Genomic DNA, 17570 nt, shown 5'->3' with positions numbered 1-17570 from the left:
AGAAAAGTGGGTTTTGATATTAAAACCTGTAGCTGACTAGGATCCCTTGAGCATCTTTTCCCATCATTGTCGGGGCAATGATCAAATTAGGATCTTGGTACTGGCTAGTAACGAAGTAACTGACTGTGTACGCTAAGCAGGCGCCGATAATGACATCTGACTTCCAATGTTTGTTTGCTTTTACTCTTGAATAAGCAACACCAGTAGCAGCGATATAAGCTGGCAGACCGTATTTGAATCCGTAGCGATGGTCTAAGAAAGCGGCACCGCTGAATGCCGCAGCTGTGTGCCCACTTGGAAAACTTCTAGCACCACCGCAGGGGCGAGTAACATTAGTAATTGATTTGGTTACTTCAGTTATTCCTTGTGTGTATACAACGGTTTTACCTAGCTGCCACATGCCCTCGGTATCGTCTTTCATCCAAGCGACGAATAATGCTGTTGCTGGAATAGCAATTTGAGCGTAATCGCCATAGGTGCGCCAATCACTATCAAAGCTTTCAGCGTGACTATTGAATGAAAATAGAAGTGTTAACGCGAGCAATAATTTTTTCATTAGATTTTCCTCTACAGAATTTATAAGCTTTTTTGCAAAGCGTTGAGTGACCTTATAAAGCTACGATTACTCACAAATATGCTTGTTTATTTAGCAGTAAACTTAAATAGGTAACTGGGGTTTGTCCCGTCGTTACGTCGATGTGTGTATGATAATAAGGAAGTGTATTACTAAGCTTTTACTGTTGTTTTAGTGATGAGTAGTAATGTGCAGCTATAAAAAAGGACCCCGTAGGGTCCTGATTAAATAAACTTATTCAGTAGTTCGTCATATGTACAACACCATGGTCAAAATCAGTCTTAAAATACACGTCGACTTTGTTTCCATTGATTTCGTAGTAAGTTGAAGTCACTGTTCCCATCAGTTCACCACGACCTTTCCAAATCGGCTTTGCTTCAAGTAAGTTACGAATCGCAGCTTCACTAGTATGAGCATTGGCTGTTTTCATGAATTGATTAGCAGCCTCTTGGCGGGCTAATGAAAAGGCAGCGAACTTATTATCAACAAAGTCTTTAGCTTCATATAGAGAATGGTTTGCATGAGCTATCCAAGGTCCTTCACTTACATGAACTTTGCCGCTGTAGGTGTTTTCGATATTCATCGCAGGTTTATTTGCACTGGCAATGGTATAGGTAAAGAAAGCGGTGTATTCGTCGAATTTTTTGAACGTATCTACCACATCAGCATAAGACTGGGCATTGTAAACATCCCAGCTCAGATGATACGAAGGCGTCGCAGTATCCGTTATTATCTCGCCATTCGCGTGCTGTCTCGCGGTTCCTTCATCAGCCATAGTGTTCATGGTCATGACCTGAGCGCCTTTAGTGACGCCTCCAAAAGGTATCAATCCAGCCCAGGTTTGAATTAATCGAGTCTTGCCATCTACATCGGTATGTTTGAGCATAATAAGCCCTTCATAATTGATACCCATATAGTCAAAATTACTTGCAGCCCAAGCTTTATCGCCATCTGCCGCAATAGCGATTGAAGTGCACTTTGCTGGCGCGGCGGCTTGGTGGGTTTTTTCTGTAGCAAGAAAGCCCATACCACCACTGCGCTGTGACTCGAGAATCGCTTCATCGGACATACCAACAGCTAATAACAAGTTCGGATCACGATTGAGTGATTCCGCAAGGCCTGTAATATAAGCCGCTGCATCAGGAGAGCTTTTTTGCAGTTTTCCGTAGACGTCTTGGCCATCAAACCCTTTCGATAATGCAATGACATTAAGACCTGGAAGCATGACACCTAAGGTCTCATTGAAACGTTCAATTCCATCTAGAATTTGTTTTTTAGCCACAACACCTACATGTTTACCAAGTTCATAAGAGGAGCCTGAAAATTGTACTTCTGCAATTTGGTCAGTGTGTTGGATAAGCTGAGCGTGAGCAGAGCAAGTAAACAACATAGATAAAGCGATAATAGATTTCTTCATAGCGACCTCTGTAAAATCATTGGTTTAGTGTTTTTCGTGTAACCACACGAAGTGCTGCTGACGCATTTATTTCAACAAAGGAATAAAGCGAATCAATGTTGATGTGTGTAGGGTACATAAGCATTGCACTACTAGTCTTTTTTACAGCTTTTAGTGAACTTTAGAAATCAAGGGGGGAACAAAAAAGGCATATCACTTAGATATGCCTTAGAAGGTATGTTGCGGTTATAACATATTGGTTTTATCTAACTCAATACTGCATTGTTAACCTATAAAGATGCAGTCATTACTAGCGGTTTTACTGACTGGTTTATGTTCTGTACAACACCTTGATAAGGTGATCATTGCCAGTAACTTGGTTGGCTGATTTATATCCTGTAGAGGATCTTAGTTACGTAATCATTGCCAGTAACTTGGCGGGTTGGTTTATGTTCTGTACAAAATCTTTATCACATGCCAGCCGAACTTAGTCTTAACTAAGTGCGGAGTGATTAACTCGCCACTGAAACATACTTTATCAAATTCTTGTGGGTATACCCATTTGGCCTTTCAATATTATTTAGCCTAAGTGCGATACAAAACCTTAATCACATGCCAGCCGAACTTAGTCTTAACTAAGTGCGGCGTGATTAACTCACCTGAGAAGCAAACTTTATCAAATTGCGGCACCATCTGCCCTTTTTTGAATTCGCCTAAACTGCCACCTTTTTTGCCCGATGGGCAAGTTGAGTGCTTCTTAGCAAGTACGTCGAATTTCGCGCCCTTATTCAGTTGCTTGATGATATCTTCAGCAAGTGTTTGGTGCTTAACTAATATGTGTAATGCTGCTGCGGTGCGCGCCATTTAAAGGCCTATAGAGTTTTAAACTAATTGGCGCAATTATACCGTCTATTGGCGGTAATAGGCTAGGGCGTCTCAACCGCTAGCCTAAAGACGGTGTTATCAGTATGGCTTTACCGCGATTTGGGTTGTTTAGAAATATTGACTAAGTCTTGCATATCAATATCAACGGTAAAGCTGCCGGGGACTTGCCGTGGTGGAAACTCTTTAAAGGTTGCCAACATTTGCTTGACCTTAATTTGTGCTGGGATCACTACAAATGCACGCTTATACCACCAGTCATCATAGCCAAAGCCTTGATCGCCTTTTTCATAAGGATCGATAGCTAAATCAAACAGTTTAGGCACTCTTAAGGTTTTTTGGGGTTGAGTCCAGACTGCAATACCTTTGCTTTCTTGGATCTTAAAATGAAATTTCCAACGGCCATCGCGCATGGCGAGCAGTTCACCATCATCAGACCAATAGAAAAACTGTTGCCGTGGGCTTTCATCGGTTTTATGGCTTAGGTAATCAACCATATTATACCCGTCTAGATGGTTACGATATTGCTTGCCATTGCTGGCTTTATAACCCGAGAGCAATTGGCTTTTAATATTGCTATTACCTGCAATGCTCATCAATGTTGGAAACCAGTCTGCAGATGAAACAATGCCATTGAACTTTGAATTAGGCTTAATATGATTAGGCCATTTTATAAACGCAGGCACTCTAAACCCACCTTCCCAACCAGTATTTTTCTCACCTCTAAAGGGGCTGGTGGCGGCATCAGGCCAAGTGGCGTTCATCGGGCCGTTGTCCGTGGTGTAAATCACCACGGTATTGTCTTCAATATTGAGTTGTTTTAGCTTTGCCAGTAATAGGCCGATATGGTTATCGTGCTCAACCATGCCGTCGGCATAATCCCCTAAACCGGTAACACCAGAGTTCTTGTCACTGACATGGGTGTAGTTGTGCATGCGAGTGGTGTTGTACCACAAGAAAAACGGCTTGTTTTTGTTAACTTGCCGGCTGATAAAGTCATTGGCTGCAGCTAAGGTTTCATCATCAACGGTTTCCATGCGTTTGCTAGTGAGTGGCCCAGTATCTTCAATTTTACCGTCGGCATAAGAATGAATCACGCCTCGTGGACCAAAGCGCTTTTTAAACGCTGCTGACTTTGGGTAGTCGGCATTTTCAGGTTCTTCCTCGGCGTTTAGGTGGTAAAGATTACCCATAAACTCATCAAAACCATGCTTAGTCGGTAGCATGTCATCGCGATCGCCTAAGTGATTTTTACCAAATTGTCCGGTTGCGTAACCAAGATCTTTTAATGTCTGTGCCAGGGTTATATCCTGCGGCTGTATGCCTTGGCTTGCTCCTGGCAATCCGACTTTGCTTAAGCCGGTGCGCACCGGCATTTGCCCGGTAATAAATGCAGAGCGTCCTGCGGTACATGACTGCTCAGCATAATAGGAGGTCAACATTGCGCCCTCATTAGCAATGCTGTCGATATTAGGTGTTTGATAGCCAAGCATGCCGTTGTTGTATGCCGAGATATTGCCATAGCCAATATCATCACCAAATATCACCACAATGTTAGGTTTATTGGCGGCATAAGCACTTATCGGAATAAGGCATAAGCATAGCCCAGCAACTAAATTAGTTATTGTTTTTATCATCTTAAATATCCGTATTATTAATCGATTTGCTCTTTCTAAAAATGGCCAAGTTAGTGCGCTGGAATATAAGTACCGAAGTTCATACTCCTGCCAAGTTCGGGATTAATTTGATCATGCTCGCAGGCGAGGTTTCCATTAATAAATACTTGTTCGACTAATCCTGGATTACGATTAACAAGGCGTTGTAAGCCAAAGTTTTCCATTTCAGCCCAGCTTACCTGTTCAAGATCTTGATTAAATTTAGAGGGGTTTAGCACCACGATATCGGCTCTATCGCCGACACGAATTCGGCCTGCATCGATATTGAACCACTGTGCTTGATCGCCCGTCATACGGAACACAGCCTGTTCCATTGTCATCATCGCTTGGCTGTTTTTAGTTTGTTGGTTTTGGCTTTCATCAATACTTTCACTGACAAGCTTTAGCATGCGTAGCGGCAAGTTATAAAACGCCATATTGCGGATATGCGCACCGGCATCACTGAAGGTAATTAAAGACTTTTTATCTTTAACCATGTTTTTTAGAATGTGTTTACGGTGGTTTGCAACCGTGGTGTACCAACGTAAATCAGTGCCGTATTGCACCACTAAGTCGAGGAACAAATCGACCACATGGATCTGTTTGCTCTCGGCAACATCTGCGAAGTTTTTACCGACAATAGATTGATCAGGGCATTCAAGGATAATGGCATCACCAAAGTCGCGCTGCCATACCCGAGGGCTGAGCTTTTCGCCATAGAACTTTCTAAAGTCACGACGGTAGGTTTCGTCTTTTAAAAGCTCGTTGCGAGCTATTTTATCTTTTAAGTCGAGTGCGAGTTCACCTGCGCCAAACTCTTCAAAAAACACCACATCAATACCATCGGCATAAACGGTAAAGGGCGTGGGAAGTACTTGCCAACGAAAGTCACCATTGAGGAAGTTGGTAACTCTGGCGGCAAGATTGGTGATTTTACTTAAGTAGACACTGCCTTTTAGATCCATGCGGCTAATGAGCGTGGTTTTGAGGCGCTTTTTAAAAATGCCCATACATTCGCGCATATACTGGTTTATTTGCAGTATTGCCGCGGCATTAGGCGCACCTTGATGCACTCGGTCATATTCACGCACTAAGTTGTTCAGCCGCGATACTTCTTTCCACTTAGCGTAGGTGCTCGGTAAGCTTTTTGACCATTCGCGGTCGCCATCAATTTTGTCCCACTTTAGGCACATAGTCGATAAGCCTAAAAAGCCGACTTCTAATGATTCTTTGAGCAGGCTTTCCATTTTGCGCATTTCGGTTTCGGTGGGAGTGACGTTTAGATCGGTTGCGCGGCTTAAGCCCATAACGCCGACACGTAAATCACTGTGACCAAGCATGCTGACAACGTTTGGGCCTAAAGGATGTTGCTGAGCAAATTCGACCCACTGCTTAGGCGTACTCCATGTTTTATGTTGCTTTAAAATAGGCAGTACTTTTTCGCGGGGGACAGTTTCAACGCGGGTGAAAATATCAGAAGCATCTTCATATTCACTGCAGATCATGCTTAACGAGCAACTACCAACAAGCACCGTAGTTACGCCGTGGCGCACCGATTCTGACAGGCTAGGGCTAACAATTAGCTCTGCATCATAATGGGTATGCGTGTCGATAAAGCCCGGCATCACCCATTTTTGTTGAGCATCGATAATGTGGTTACAGTCTGTTTCATCAATTGCTTGGCTTGAGACTTTTGCGATTCTACCGTTTTTTATGGCGATATTTTGAATCGACGAGTCAGCGCCCGTGCCGTCAAAGTATCGACCTCCTTTAATGATGGTATCGTATGCAGACATAGAAACTCCCCTCCATGTTGTTAATCGTTTTTATTATGTTTATCGATTCGACATTTTTAGATTAAGGCTTGTCTAATTTTCATTCTTGTCATTTGGTGACAAATTGGCGATTATCTAAACACCATAATTGACTTAAGCTGAGACAGGGATGCAAAGAAAGGGGTTTTGATGAAGCAAGATTACTTAATTCGCAGTGCATCTTTGTTGGGTTTTAATCGCTTGGTCAGTGAGCTTGGCGGTGATACTCAAGGTCTATTGGCACAGTGCGATTTACAACCGCAAGATCTGAGTAATCCCGACAATATGATTGCCTTTGCTAGCATGATTAACCTACTTGAATTAGCATCGACAGAGCTTAATTGCCAAGACTTTGGTTTACGTTTGGCTGCAAAGCAGGGATTGGAGATGCTTGGGGCTGTGGGCCTTATTATTCAGGCGAGTCATACGGTTGGAGAGGCGCTAGTCAATGCACAGCGTTATATGATGCTGCATAGCCATGGTGAATATTGGGTGTTACGCAAATTCGAGCAGTCGATATTGATTGAGCGTTATCAAATTTATCAAGATATTAGCCATGCTAAGCAATATAAGGAGTTGTCGTTTGGAGTGTGTGCAGGCTTAGTCAAAACCTTGATAGGGAAAACACTTAAACTCGACAGGTTAGAATTTGCTCATACCGCCATTTCAGATAGTCATGTTTACCGTAAATACTTTGAGTGTCCGGTGGTATTTAACCAAGAAAACGATCGCTTAATTATCCATTCAAGCTATCTTACCCAGCCGCTACAACGTATTTCAGATCAAGATAAAAAGCAGATTAAGTCATATTTAGAGATACTTATCAGCCAGTTTGGTGATGATATTGAACGTAAGGTTAAGACGTTAATTTTACAAACAATGGGCTTGCACGATACCAATATTGATCTTGTAGCAACTATGCTCAATATGAATCGTCGAACTTTACAACGGCGGTTGGCAAAACAAGGTTTAACCTTTAAAAAATTATTAGCCGATGTGAGAATGAGCACGGCTTGCTGGCATTTACAATCGAGTCAGCTAGATATCACCTTGTTGTCAGAAGTGTTAGGCTACAGCGATGTAAGCGCGTTTAGTAAAGCCTTTAAGCAATTCGCGGGGATTTCGCCGTTAAAGTGGCGTAAATCAGCACAAGCTTCGTAAGAGTAACTATTCTAGTCAAACCGCAAAGTTCGCAGGAAGGATCAGTGTTAAAGTCTAAAGCCTATCGCCGCATTGGCCCCGATTACCGTTTCGACGAACAAGTCAGCTTTGTCGATATAAAGCAGGTGTTTGGTCTTGGGCATATTCGTTTAGGTAAATGGGTCGAAAACGAAGAGCGTGATAAAGCCGCTAACTTAATTTTTGACTCGTTAGCCGATTTAGCTTTTATCTTAAAATTACCGCCTAAAGCATTGGGTTTACGCGAAACGCTAAATCTAGCGTTTGGCAGTGGTGGTCAAAAAGGTGTGCAAGCGCATTATGCGCCGCATAAGCGCGAGCTAGCGTTAGCTAAAAATGCCGGAGCGGGCGCGCTGGCCCACGAGTTTTGGCACGCGTTTGATCATTACATTGCACCAAAGTCCTATCGCACTTCACCTAGTGGCACCTCCTTTGCGAGTCATAGTTGGCTTGCCGATGTAAAACCGATAAAACATCCGTTAAATCAGCGATTAGAGCAGGTATTTGAAATCGCGTTGCTAAATGAAAACGGTGAAGATGGCCATGATTATGTTAATCGGGCGATAGCATTGGATAAACAACATAATAGCCAGTACTTTTCACGGCCTACCGAATTAATGGCACGCGCCTTTGAATCGTGTATCGAATCTTACCCCGATATCACTAACCCCTATTTAGTGGATGAAACTTTAAAATCACCGCTATTTGATGCGGGCGGCTACCCAACACTTGAACATAGAGCGCAGATCTTTGAGGCCTTGATAAATTATTTTGAGCCTCTTGGCGATGCGCTTGGGCGAGAGTAGAAAATAGTTATTTTAAACCATTAAAAAGCCCGCATGTGCGGGCTTTTTAGTTAATACAGGTTTTCAACGCCTAAGCTGTTTTCACTTTCCAGTTCACTTCTTCACCGGCAAAGAAAGGCACAATCGGGCTACCGTTTGGCAAGATGATCTCGCTTGGTACTGTCCACTTTTCTTTCACTAGCGTCACAGTGCTGGTGTTGCGCGGCAGGCCGTAAAAATCAGGGCCGTGCTTGCTGGCAAAGCCTTCAAGCTTATCGAGAGCGCCTAGGTCATCAAATACCTGTGCGTAAAGCTCTAGTGCACTCCATGCGCTGTAACAACCGGCGCAACCACAAGCAGACTCTTTGCGATGTTTCTCGTGCGGCGCCGAATCAGTGCCTAAGAAGAACTTGCTCGACCCCGTTGCTACTGCAGCACGCAGTGCTTCTTGGTGGGTGCTGCGCTTAAGTACTGGTAAACAGAAGTTATGTGGGCGCACACCGCCAACAAGCAGGTCATTACGGTTAAGCAGTAAATGCTGTGGGGTAATAGTCGCTGCGACGTTGTCAGCCGCTTCCATAACAAAGTCAGCCGCATCTTTGGTAGTTATGTGCTCAAAAACCACTTTCAATGTTGGGAAAGACGCCACAATACGCGCTAGGTAGCGTTCAATAAACATGGCTTCACGGTCGAAAATATCGATGTGAGATTCAGTAACCTCACCGTGAACCAACAGCAACATACCGTGCTTAGCCATGGCTTCAAATACAGGGAATAGCGAATCAAGCGCTTTAACTGCTGCATCAGAGTTAGTGGTTGCACCCGCTGGGTAAAGCTTAGCAGCAACAACGCCAGCCGCTTTAGCATCAATGATGTCTTGCTCTGTGGTGTTGTTGGTTAAGAAAATTGTCATTAGCGGTTCAAAAGTCGAACCTGCTGGGCGCGCCGCTAAAATACGCTCACGATACTCGGTTACCATTTTGGCATTGGTAACAGGTGGCAATAGGTTTGGCATTACGATTGCGCGTTGGAACAAGCGAGCCGTTGCTGGAACGGTTTCTTGCAGCATATCGCCATCGCGAAAATGAAGGTGCCAATCGTCAGGAGTAAGTAGGGTGATTTGCGTCATTGTAGGTTCCTAAGCGTTTACGACAAAATACGTCAGCTTTTTATAAGCTTTTACTTAGGGCGCTATTGTGCCTGAAATCGCCGGCGCTTAATAGCTGAAGATGCATAAGACACAATATATCAACGCCTAACAATACCATTTATGTTATTTTGCTGATTGTAACCGCCCACTGATAGTAATAAGTAGTTAAAAGAGACATGCGTTTAGACAAGTTTATCTGTAAAAGTACTGCACTTAATCGTGCCCAGTCGAGTGAATGTATCCTAGCGGGGCAAATCAGCGTCAATGGCAATACGGTTACTGATGTCGGCTTTCAAGTGCATGAGACTAATTGTATAACCCTAGATGGGAAAAAGCTGATTGCGCGGCCGTCGCGTTACATTATGCTGCATAAACCTATGCATATGCTGAGCTCCAACGTTGACGGTGATTACCCAAGCCTATTTAACTGCATTGAGCTTGAACGCGTTGAAGACTTACATATTGTCGGCAGACTCGATGCCGATACCACAGGCTTAGTGCTGTTGACTGACGATGGTCGTTGGTCATTTGATATTATTCGCCCAGACAAAAAGTGCGACAAGACCTACCGAGTAACGCTGCGTGACCCCATCACCGCTGATAGCTCGGCTGAAGTCATTGCAAGATTTTCCCAAGGCTTACAACTACAAAACGAAAAGGCATTAACTCAGCCCGCTAAACTTGAGCTGGTGACGCCCACAGAGGCGTTATTAACCATCACCGAAGGTAAATATCACCAAGTAAAACGCATGTTTGCCGCGATTGGTAACAGAGTTAATGGTTTGCACCGCGAGCAAATAGGCGCGTTAAAGCTTGATGTTGCAGTGGGGCAGTGGCGTCACTTAACCGCAGATGAAGTGGCATTGTTAGCAACGCCAACGCCAACTTAAGTATCGCCATGACAATAAACAACGCCCGCTAATAAGCGGGCGTTTTGCTAGTAGAGCAATCGATGAGTTGATAAGGCTTAATCGACCCAGTGCAGCACATTGCGGATAATCGACCAGCGCGGCTCTACTTTTTCTGCGCCTTTACCAAGCATCCAGTAATCGTAAATCTGCTCTTGGGTGCCATCGACTTTGCGTAGGCGTTGCCAGTTATTGATGTAGTTAAGTAGCGACTGGTTCGATTGCGCCACCGCGTAAGCCACTGGGTAGTGTGATTTGTTTTCCAGCAGTGCAATACCGTAACCCGGGAAGAACAAGGTCCAAGCTGAGCCCGCTTGCGCGCTAATCACCACCGCATCGTACTTATGTTTTTTCTGTCTGAAAAAGTCTTTATAGCCCTCGATTTTTACGAACTTGATATTGGGTGCCATTTTCTTCGCTTCTTCAATGGCATCACCATGTTCAACATAGGCAATCGTCATGCCCTGCATCTCTTTTATGCTGTCATTGGTTTTAAACTCGTTAACCAAGTGGTCGCGAGTGGCAATGGCAATATTAAGCTCAAGCACCGGATTGGCATAACTGAGGGCGTCCATTTGCTCTATGTCCATAGCTAAGCCAGACATGGCAATATCAAAAAAACCAGCCTTTAGTGATGCGGCTAATTTATCTTTCTTAAAGGGAATAAACTCAATTTTAACCTTTAAGTCTTCAGCTAGTTTATTCGCCATAGCAGTGTCAAAACCGACTAATTGGCCTGCGTTATTGTAGTAACTAAAGGGAACGTTACTCGGGATATAACCGACTCTTAATGTGCCAGTATCGCGGATCGCCTGTACACTGCGTATTGGCGTATTTGGCGTTTTACCCACAACAGGAAACTGCTTGTTTACTTTAGTGGGCACTTTGTCAGCCACCTGCATATTGGCGATTACACCACTGGTGATCTCAGGGCTATGGATAAACATGCCCATAGCAATGCGGCAAACCAAGATAGTGGCGATTACGCTAGCGCCAATGCCAATACTCATTTTCAGCAGTTGTGGCGGGCGCGGTTTAAGCGACTTTTGAAATAAAGAGGCAGTAAGTAGGGTGAGTACAAACAGGTTCATTACCGCCGCAATAGAGGTGAATTTACCTGTAATAAAGCCCGACATTACAAATAACTGGAACAGATCAGCAGGCAGTTTTACCAGATCCAGCATAAATGGAATCGCCACATAGACACTGCCAAATAAGGCCAACAAGCCACTAATTGATAGCGATGGAATACTGCTAATATCCACCGGTGTGCCGTTAAACCAGCCAGCAAAATACACAAATAATATGACGGTTAACTTACCGATATTCGGGAAGGTAAACGCAATGGGAACCAGAATTTCAATTAAGGTGGCACCATCTTCACAAAGGTCATCATGCTCGCGCATCACCTGCTTACACTCTTCAACAATCACCGGAATAACAATAAAAATGTTACCCGTGGCAAAGGCGGTCACTAAGCTAGATTTAGAAATGCGCAGTGCTTGGGCAAAAGTTATCGGAGTCAACGAGGCCACAATCCAGGGCAGTACCCAAAAAGTCAGCAGTAAGCACAGTACAAAATAGCTGATTAGATACACTTGCATACTGGCAAATTCATCAACGCCCATGGTGCCTGCGGCAGACGCTGACATGGCGAAAATACCAATTGGTAGAATTTTAACTAAGCCTTGAGTAATGCGCGAGAAGATCTCCGAACTGGTATGCATAAAGGTTAGTATTTGTTGTTTATGCTCGCCCTGCATGCCTATAAGCGCAAGGCCCATAGCGATGCTAAACACCACCATGGCTGGTACATAGCCGTCAGCCATTGACTCAAACGGATTTGACGGAATATACAGCTTAAAGTAATCAATCGGGGTGATGGGCTCAATGCTACTAGTACTAAAGAAAGAGGCTGACTCAACGATAGGGAATGACAACGGCATAAGAGCAACCATCACCATTGCCAATAACCACAGCAGTAACATTATCAAACCAGCTCGGCTAAATATTAGTTTAGCGGTGCTTTTTTGCAGTTTACCAATACCGCCAACCAGCGATACCACAATATAAGGCAGCACTGTCATCTGCATCAGCAAAATCACACTCGTACCAATAGTGCCCATCCAACTTACTGATTCACCAAAGAACAAGCCGACGCCAAAACCAACAAGCATGGCCACTATCATCTGGGTCGAGCTGGTCATCGCAAGAACTTTTTTAAGCACAGGTTCCATCCTAATTTATGTGTTTTGTTGAATAAGCAGCCTTGGCTTTGATGAATAACAAGTCAGCAGGAGACATAGGCTTGTCTTATTATAAGTTCGCTAACCATTAACTTTAAAGTGATATCGTTAAAAATTCAGCATGTTAATTAACATTGCTCCGTTTGCCACCAAGCCGTTCGGCGGCTAAATCAATAAAGGCTCGGACTTTAGGCGACAAGTGTTTACGGCTTGGATAAACCACGTAAACGTCAATTTCGGTATTGGGGCAGCTCTCAAATAGTATTTCTAAGCGGTTATCGTTAAGTGCCTCTTCCATGTAAAAGCTGGGGAGGCGGGCAATACCATGGCCGGCTAACACCATAGCCAATTGCATATGGCCGTTATTGCAGAGTATTTTTTGGCGTACATCAACAAAGAACGGCTTGCCGTCAGTATCAATATAGTCCCAGCGACTAGGCTGCTTTAAATTGGAATAACAAATGCCGTTATGAGTGGCTAGCTCTCTAGGGTGATGTGGCTTACTGTGGCGCGAAATATACTCTTTCGAGGCGACCGTATAAGCCTTACTGCTATATATTTTACGGCAGATAAGGCTCGACTCCTCGAGGTGGGCTGAGGCGCGTATCGCTAAGTCGTAACCATCGGCAATCACATCTGTGCGCTGATCGCTAAGCTCAAGCTCTAAGCTAACATTGGGGTAACGATTAATGTATTCAGAGATAATATCCTGCAGATGGTTTTGGGCAAAGCCCACCGGACAACTGAGCTTTAACACCCCCTTAGGGCTAACATTGTCTTGGGTAATTAAGCCTACCGCCAGTTCAGCATCGCTAATAAGTTGCAAGCACTGTTGATAATAGGCCTCGCCCTCAGGGGTTAAGCCTATCGAGCGGGTAGTGCGGTTAAGTAAACGCACGCCAAGGCGAGTCTCCAGTTTATTGACCTCTTTGCTCACATAAGAGGTGGAGTGACCAAGAGCCTCTGCCGCGGCAGAAAAACCGCCACTTTTCACCACCTGTGCAAAAATCACTATGCCATCAAACAGTTTATTTATTGTCACCAATGCCGCCTATTAACAGTTGTATGGAAATAGTTATTATCTTTTTAGGTTATTAATCTTTATTCGTCACCAATATACACTGCTCTACATCGAGTTGTCGCTCAAAAGTTAATCTTTAGCTTGCAGCAGAGTACGGCAATTGAACCTAATATTTTTGCAGGCTTTACCTGTAATAACAGTATAGAGAGACCATTATGAAACTATTAGCTTTTGCAGCCAGCAGCAGTACTAAATCAATCAATAAGCAACTTGCCGCTTATGCTGCGTCACAAGTTGCCGGAGCAGACGTTGAAATCCTCGATATCAACGATTACGAAATGCCACTCTTTAGCCAAGACCGTGAAGAAGAGTTAGGCCAGCCTGAGCAAGCACAAAAGTTTTTTGCCAAGTTGGGTGAAGCAGATGCGATTATTATTTCGTTTGCCGAGCATAACGGTTCATACACGGCGGCTTACAAGAACTTGTTTGACTGGACATCACGTATCGACATGAAAGTGTTCCAAAACAAGCCAATGGTGCTACTAGCAACTTCGCCAGGCCCTGGCGGCGCGGCAACAGTATTAGCTGCTGCAGCTGGTTCAGCGCCATATTTTGCCGCCGATGTAAAAGCGACCCTGTCTATTCCAAGCTTTTTCGATAACTTCGATATGGAAACACAGGCGCTACGTAACCCAGAGTTACAATCAGCACTGCTTGGAGCACTAAGCAATTTGAAATAGCGCTAAAGCGTTAAGTAAATAATAAGCCTGACATCATGTCAGGCTTATTATTTTATCAGCAGTTTCCGTCTTAGGATAAGCGTTACACTCTTGCCTCAGTGGCTTGGCTGCTCATGGCACTGTTAGCCTGTTTATTGCGTTTAAACTCGGCAATACCATCTGAGAATATGGTCACTCGATTACGGCCGGTTTTTTTCGATACATACATAGCATGATCACTGTCGGCTATCATTTTATCTAGGTTTGTTCCCGACAAGCTAAAGTCTGTTACTCCAAAGCTTGCGCTAATTGCAAACTCAAAGCCTGAGCCCGCGCTGTCGATGGCGGCAATCAACTTACGGTATTCTTCTGCCAGTTGCGCTGCGGTATTAACGTCACAACTGGGTAAGAAAATACAAAACTCTTCGCCGCCAAGGCGGGCAAACAGGTCGCTTTTGCGGCTGTGGGCTTGGCAGACTTGAGCGACTTGTTTTAACACCCAATCACCCGTCGCGTGGCCGTAGGTGTCATTAATGCTTTTAAACTTATCTAAATCAAACAAAATACAGCTGGCGGCTTGTTGATTCTTACTGCAATAGTCAATGGCATTTAATGCCTGTTGGGTAAAGTGGCCGCGGTTATGTACCTTAGTCAGCGCATCATACTCCGCCAGCAATTTTAAACGCTTTTGTGTGGTACGTGATTTATACACCATGCCAGCCAATAGCAGTATCGACACCGTCAGCAGTGAAATAAACAAGCGGTTATTTTCGGTTTCACTGCGGCTCAGTTTTTGCTCTAAGCGCAGTAAACGGTTTTGGTCATCCAATAGCTTTATCTGGTTTTTTTGCTCAGTCGCTTGATGCTGCGCTAGCTGAAATGCGAGATGCTTGGTTTTAACTTCATCCAAATAGGCTTTGTCGGCCGCAGCATACTCTCGATGATATGCCAAGGCTTGCTGGTGCTCACCACGAGATTCAGCGATTTGAAACAGGATGTTATAAGCGGTGACAGAAGATTCAGAAGTACCAATATTTTTTGCGTGTGCAACAGCTTTGCTTGAGTGCTCTTCAGCAATATCTATTTGTTTAGATAGGTAATAGCTTTTAGCAAGTAAGGCATGATAAATCGCCAGAAAAGGCGCGTATTTTGTGGCTTTTAATGATTCAAGCTGCTTTTCTAGCGTGGCTATTGCTTGTAGTGGTTGGTTGTTATCTAAATGCAGTTCAGCTAAATAGCTATAAATGGCGCTTTCCATCACCACTTCGTTGCTCTGCTGGCAAGCTTGTAAGCCTTGAGCTATTTGTGGTGAGTCTTCACTGAGCTGACCCAGTTTAAATTGGGATTCTAATTTTAAGTTGTGAGCGATGCAGAGGTTGCGGCCTTGGGGATTTTCACTTAATAGTCGTTTGGAGAACTTAAGTCCTAGTTCATATTGCCCTAGTTGGTTGTAGAAGAGAGCTGCAGAAGAAAGGCCAATTTGTTTATATAAATTATCACTTATTAATGGCGTAAGCTCTGTTATTATCGAAAGAAGACTTAGGCCCTCCGTCCAATTTTTGGAAATCGCATAAATGTTTACAGTTGATATCGTAGCTTTATATCTTAATAAATCGTTAGATATTGGAGAATTTATGATGTCCTTGTATTTAACTATAGCCTGGTTGAAATCACCTTTGAACGAGTGCTGATAACCAGTTAAATAAGCGAGTTTCAGTTTTTGTATTGGTGTAAGTACAGCTTGAGATTCTTTTAACTTATTGAGTAAAATATTGAACTTAGCGGGATCAGCACTTTTAATCGATTCTGCATGGTTAATAGATTGCTCTATATCACTTGCAAAGCAGTTATTTAAAAAAAATATGAAACATACAAAGTGAATTCTTTGTATGTTTTTTAAGAAAAATTTATTCATTAAACTATTTGATAGTTATCAGTCTGTATTAAGATTTTCATCTTGTTCTTCATTCTTTTCTTTTTCTTTTTCTTCGTCTTCTGCGGGTAACATAATACAAACGACATCTGGGCAGACATCTAGCTCGCGCTTAAGGCTAATATCATCTTTGTTGGTTAGCGCTTGTTTTAATGATTCGGTTAGTGCTGATTCGGCAATCGCTTGCTCAAAGTTAGTTTCTGTTTGCAGACTTGCATCTTGGCCCATGCGTTCCAGCAGTTGAATGATGTTTGACATACTATTTCCTTGTTGATTGTCGTTTATGGTTTTCTATTTTCTATTTTCTCTTTTCTCTTTTCTCTTTTCTCTTTTCTCTTTCTTAGGAAGGACTTGCCTGCTTACGGAGACCGACCTTTTAGTTTTTTTTATCCGTTTCTTTATCTACTTCTTTATCAACTTGTTGATTTCATTCATTCACGATTTGTTCAGCAAGCACATCATTTTTCCCTGCTAGCAGCTGAGCTTCTATTTGCGCTAGGCGGTCTAATACGGCTTGGTTAGGTTGCATCTTTTGGCTTGGTGGAATTACCAGTGTGGTGTGCATGTAAATATCGGCATCGGCTAGTTCTGCTAAGGTGAGGGTTTGCTTACGCACTGTGTCTATAGGCAGTACGGCGGCTTCATATAAAATCACTTGATGCTCAAGTGGGTAGTCTTTACTCAGCAGTTCAATCAGTACTTGGCGGTGCGCCGCCCCCGTAGCAAACTTAGTCAGGCTCTTATCACCAGCTAGGCCGATTTGCCACAGCACTAGATAACATGAGGGGTCAAAGCGGCGTTGGTAGAACATAAACTGACTGGCTTCAAACTGCTGGCAACCATATTGTCCGGGGTCGATGCCCAAATCGGCAATTAGGCAGTCTTCTGCTGATATGCCCGGCACCATGACAGCGTGAAAACCCTCAGCCTTGGCTATTTCGATTGATTTATGTGGTGCGTGGGCGAATACCCCTGGGTGACCATAAAATGCACCGACGACTTTTTTGCCGGCGCGCACTTCGGTCATAATCGCATCGACCATTTCTCGGTAGGTAATATGGCGAGATTTTCCGGGCTGATAAAAGCCTTGTAGCGAGCGCACGTTGGGGTGCATCTCTTGCAGCCAGAGCTCAACTATGCCGTTAGACATGCCTGAAAACACCACATCGGCCTGTTCTATATAGCTTTTTGCTAATGGGCAAATATGTGCCCCTAAAGTCATTCCAATCCCAACACACGCTAAACTACCAGGCATTTATTCTTCTCTATTATGTGTCTGATGAGTAGGCTATTAAATTAACAGTTATC

At 43.7% G+C, this 17570-nt stretch carries 15 protein-coding genes; 4 read left to right on the top strand and 11 right to left on the bottom strand.

Going from position 1 to position 17570, the window contains the following annotated elements; all coding sequences use genetic code 11:
- Positions 1-19: 19 nt before the first annotated feature.
- From L2747_RS12425 to L2747_RS12400, 5 genes are all read right to left on the bottom strand, one after another.
- Positions 20-556: a phosphatase PAP2 family protein gene (locus L2747_RS12425; protein ID WP_248999341.1), complete on the bottom strand. Its 537-nt coding sequence runs from the start codon at positions 554-556 to the stop codon at positions 20-22.
- 256 nt (positions 557-812) lie between these two features.
- Positions 813-1991, bottom strand: coding sequence for a C45 family autoproteolytic acyltransferase/hydrolase (locus L2747_RS12420; RefSeq protein WP_248999340.1), 1179 nt, complete (start codon positions 1989-1991; stop codon positions 813-815).
- Positions 1992-2555: 564 nt separating this feature from the next.
- Positions 2556-2834 (bottom strand): peptidylprolyl isomerase PpiC, encoded by a 279-nt coding sequence (ppiC, locus tag L2747_RS12410; protein ID WP_248999339.1) that lies wholly within the window; start codon positions 2832-2834, stop codon positions 2556-2558.
- A gap of 110 nt (positions 2835-2944) precedes the next feature.
- A complete protein-coding gene (locus L2747_RS12405) occupies positions 2945-4489 on the bottom strand; it encodes an arylsulfatase (protein ID WP_248999338.1) in 1545 nt (514 codons plus the stop codon).
- Between the two features lie 50 nt (positions 4490-4539).
- On the bottom strand, positions 4540-6303 hold the full coding sequence (locus L2747_RS12400; protein ID WP_248999337.1) for an N-acyl-D-amino-acid deacylase family protein: 1764 nt from the start codon (positions 6301-6303) through the stop codon (positions 4540-4542).
- Between the two features lie 168 nt (positions 6304-6471).
- On the opposite strand from L2747_RS12400, the gene L2747_RS12395 reads away from it, so the two are divergent.
- Together L2747_RS12395 and L2747_RS12390 are read left to right on the top strand one after the other, a co-directional pair.
- Positions 6472-7482, top strand: a complete 1011-nt coding sequence (locus tag L2747_RS12395) for an AraC family transcriptional regulator (protein ID WP_248999336.1) — start codon at positions 6472-6474, stop codon at positions 7480-7482.
- Between the two features lie 44 nt (positions 7483-7526).
- Entirely contained in the window at positions 7527-8306 is a 780-nt protein-coding gene (locus tag L2747_RS12390) for a CLCA_X family protein (RefSeq protein ID WP_248999335.1), read from the top strand.
- 70 nt (positions 8307-8376) lie between these two features.
- Here the strand turns inward: L2747_RS12390 and pyrC are convergent, their stop codons facing one another.
- Positions 8377-9414, bottom strand: coding sequence for a dihydroorotase (pyrC, locus tag L2747_RS12385; protein ID WP_248999334.1), 1038 nt, complete (start codon positions 9412-9414; stop codon positions 8377-8379).
- A gap of 197 nt (positions 9415-9611) precedes the next feature.
- On the opposite strand from pyrC, the gene L2747_RS12380 reads away from it, so the two are divergent.
- Complete coding sequence (locus L2747_RS12380) at positions 9612-10325, top strand: pseudouridine synthase (RefSeq protein ID WP_248999333.1); 714 nt, start codon at positions 9612-9614, stop codon at positions 10323-10325.
- Positions 10326-10402: 77 nt separating this feature from the next.
- Here L2747_RS12380 and L2747_RS12375 read toward each other — a convergent pair whose 3' ends face one another.
- Complete coding sequence (locus L2747_RS12375; RefSeq protein WP_248999332.1) at positions 10403-12580, bottom strand: cation:dicarboxylate symporter family transporter; 2178 nt, start codon at positions 12578-12580, stop codon at positions 10403-10405.
- A gap of 133 nt (positions 12581-12713) precedes the next feature.
- Positions 12714-13631, bottom strand: coding sequence for a LysR family transcriptional regulator (locus L2747_RS12370; protein WP_248999331.1), 918 nt, complete (start codon positions 13629-13631; stop codon positions 12714-12716).
- Positions 13632-13825: 194 nt separating this feature from the next.
- Here L2747_RS12370 and L2747_RS12365 point away from each other — a divergent pair, with 194 nt between their 5' ends.
- Positions 13826-14350 carry an NADPH-dependent FMN reductase gene (locus L2747_RS12365; RefSeq protein WP_248999330.1) on the top strand — a complete coding sequence of 175 codons (525 nt, stop codon included), beginning with the start codon at positions 13826-13828 and terminating at the stop codon, positions 14348-14350.
- Between the two features lie 82 nt (positions 14351-14432).
- Here L2747_RS12365 and L2747_RS12360 read toward each other — a convergent pair whose 3' ends face one another.
- From L2747_RS12360 to L2747_RS12350, 3 genes are all read right to left on the bottom strand, one after another.
- The gene (locus L2747_RS12360; RefSeq protein ID WP_248999329.1) at positions 14433-15587 is read right to left on the bottom strand and encodes a tetratricopeptide repeat-containing diguanylate cyclase; all 1155 of its coding nucleotides are present in this window, start codon (positions 15585-15587) and stop codon (positions 14433-14435) included.
- A 675-nt stretch (positions 15588-16262) separates the two neighbouring features.
- Complete coding sequence (locus L2747_RS12355) at positions 16263-16520, bottom strand: hypothetical protein (protein ID WP_248999328.1); 258 nt, start codon at positions 16518-16520, stop codon at positions 16263-16265.
- Positions 16521-16689: 169 nt separating this feature from the next.
- Positions 16690-17517, bottom strand: a complete 828-nt coding sequence (locus L2747_RS12350) for an SAM-dependent methyltransferase (protein ID WP_248999327.1) — start codon at positions 17515-17517, stop codon at positions 16690-16692.
- Positions 17518-17570: the final 53 nt, after the last annotated feature.

This window comes from Shewanella marinintestina (assembly GCF_023283845.1).
Taxonomy (GTDB): domain Bacteria; phylum Pseudomonadota; class Gammaproteobacteria; order Enterobacterales; family Shewanellaceae; genus Shewanella; species Shewanella marinintestina.
The sequence above is the reverse complement of the archived record's forward strand: the minus strand, read 5'-3'. Positions and strand labels throughout refer to the sequence as shown.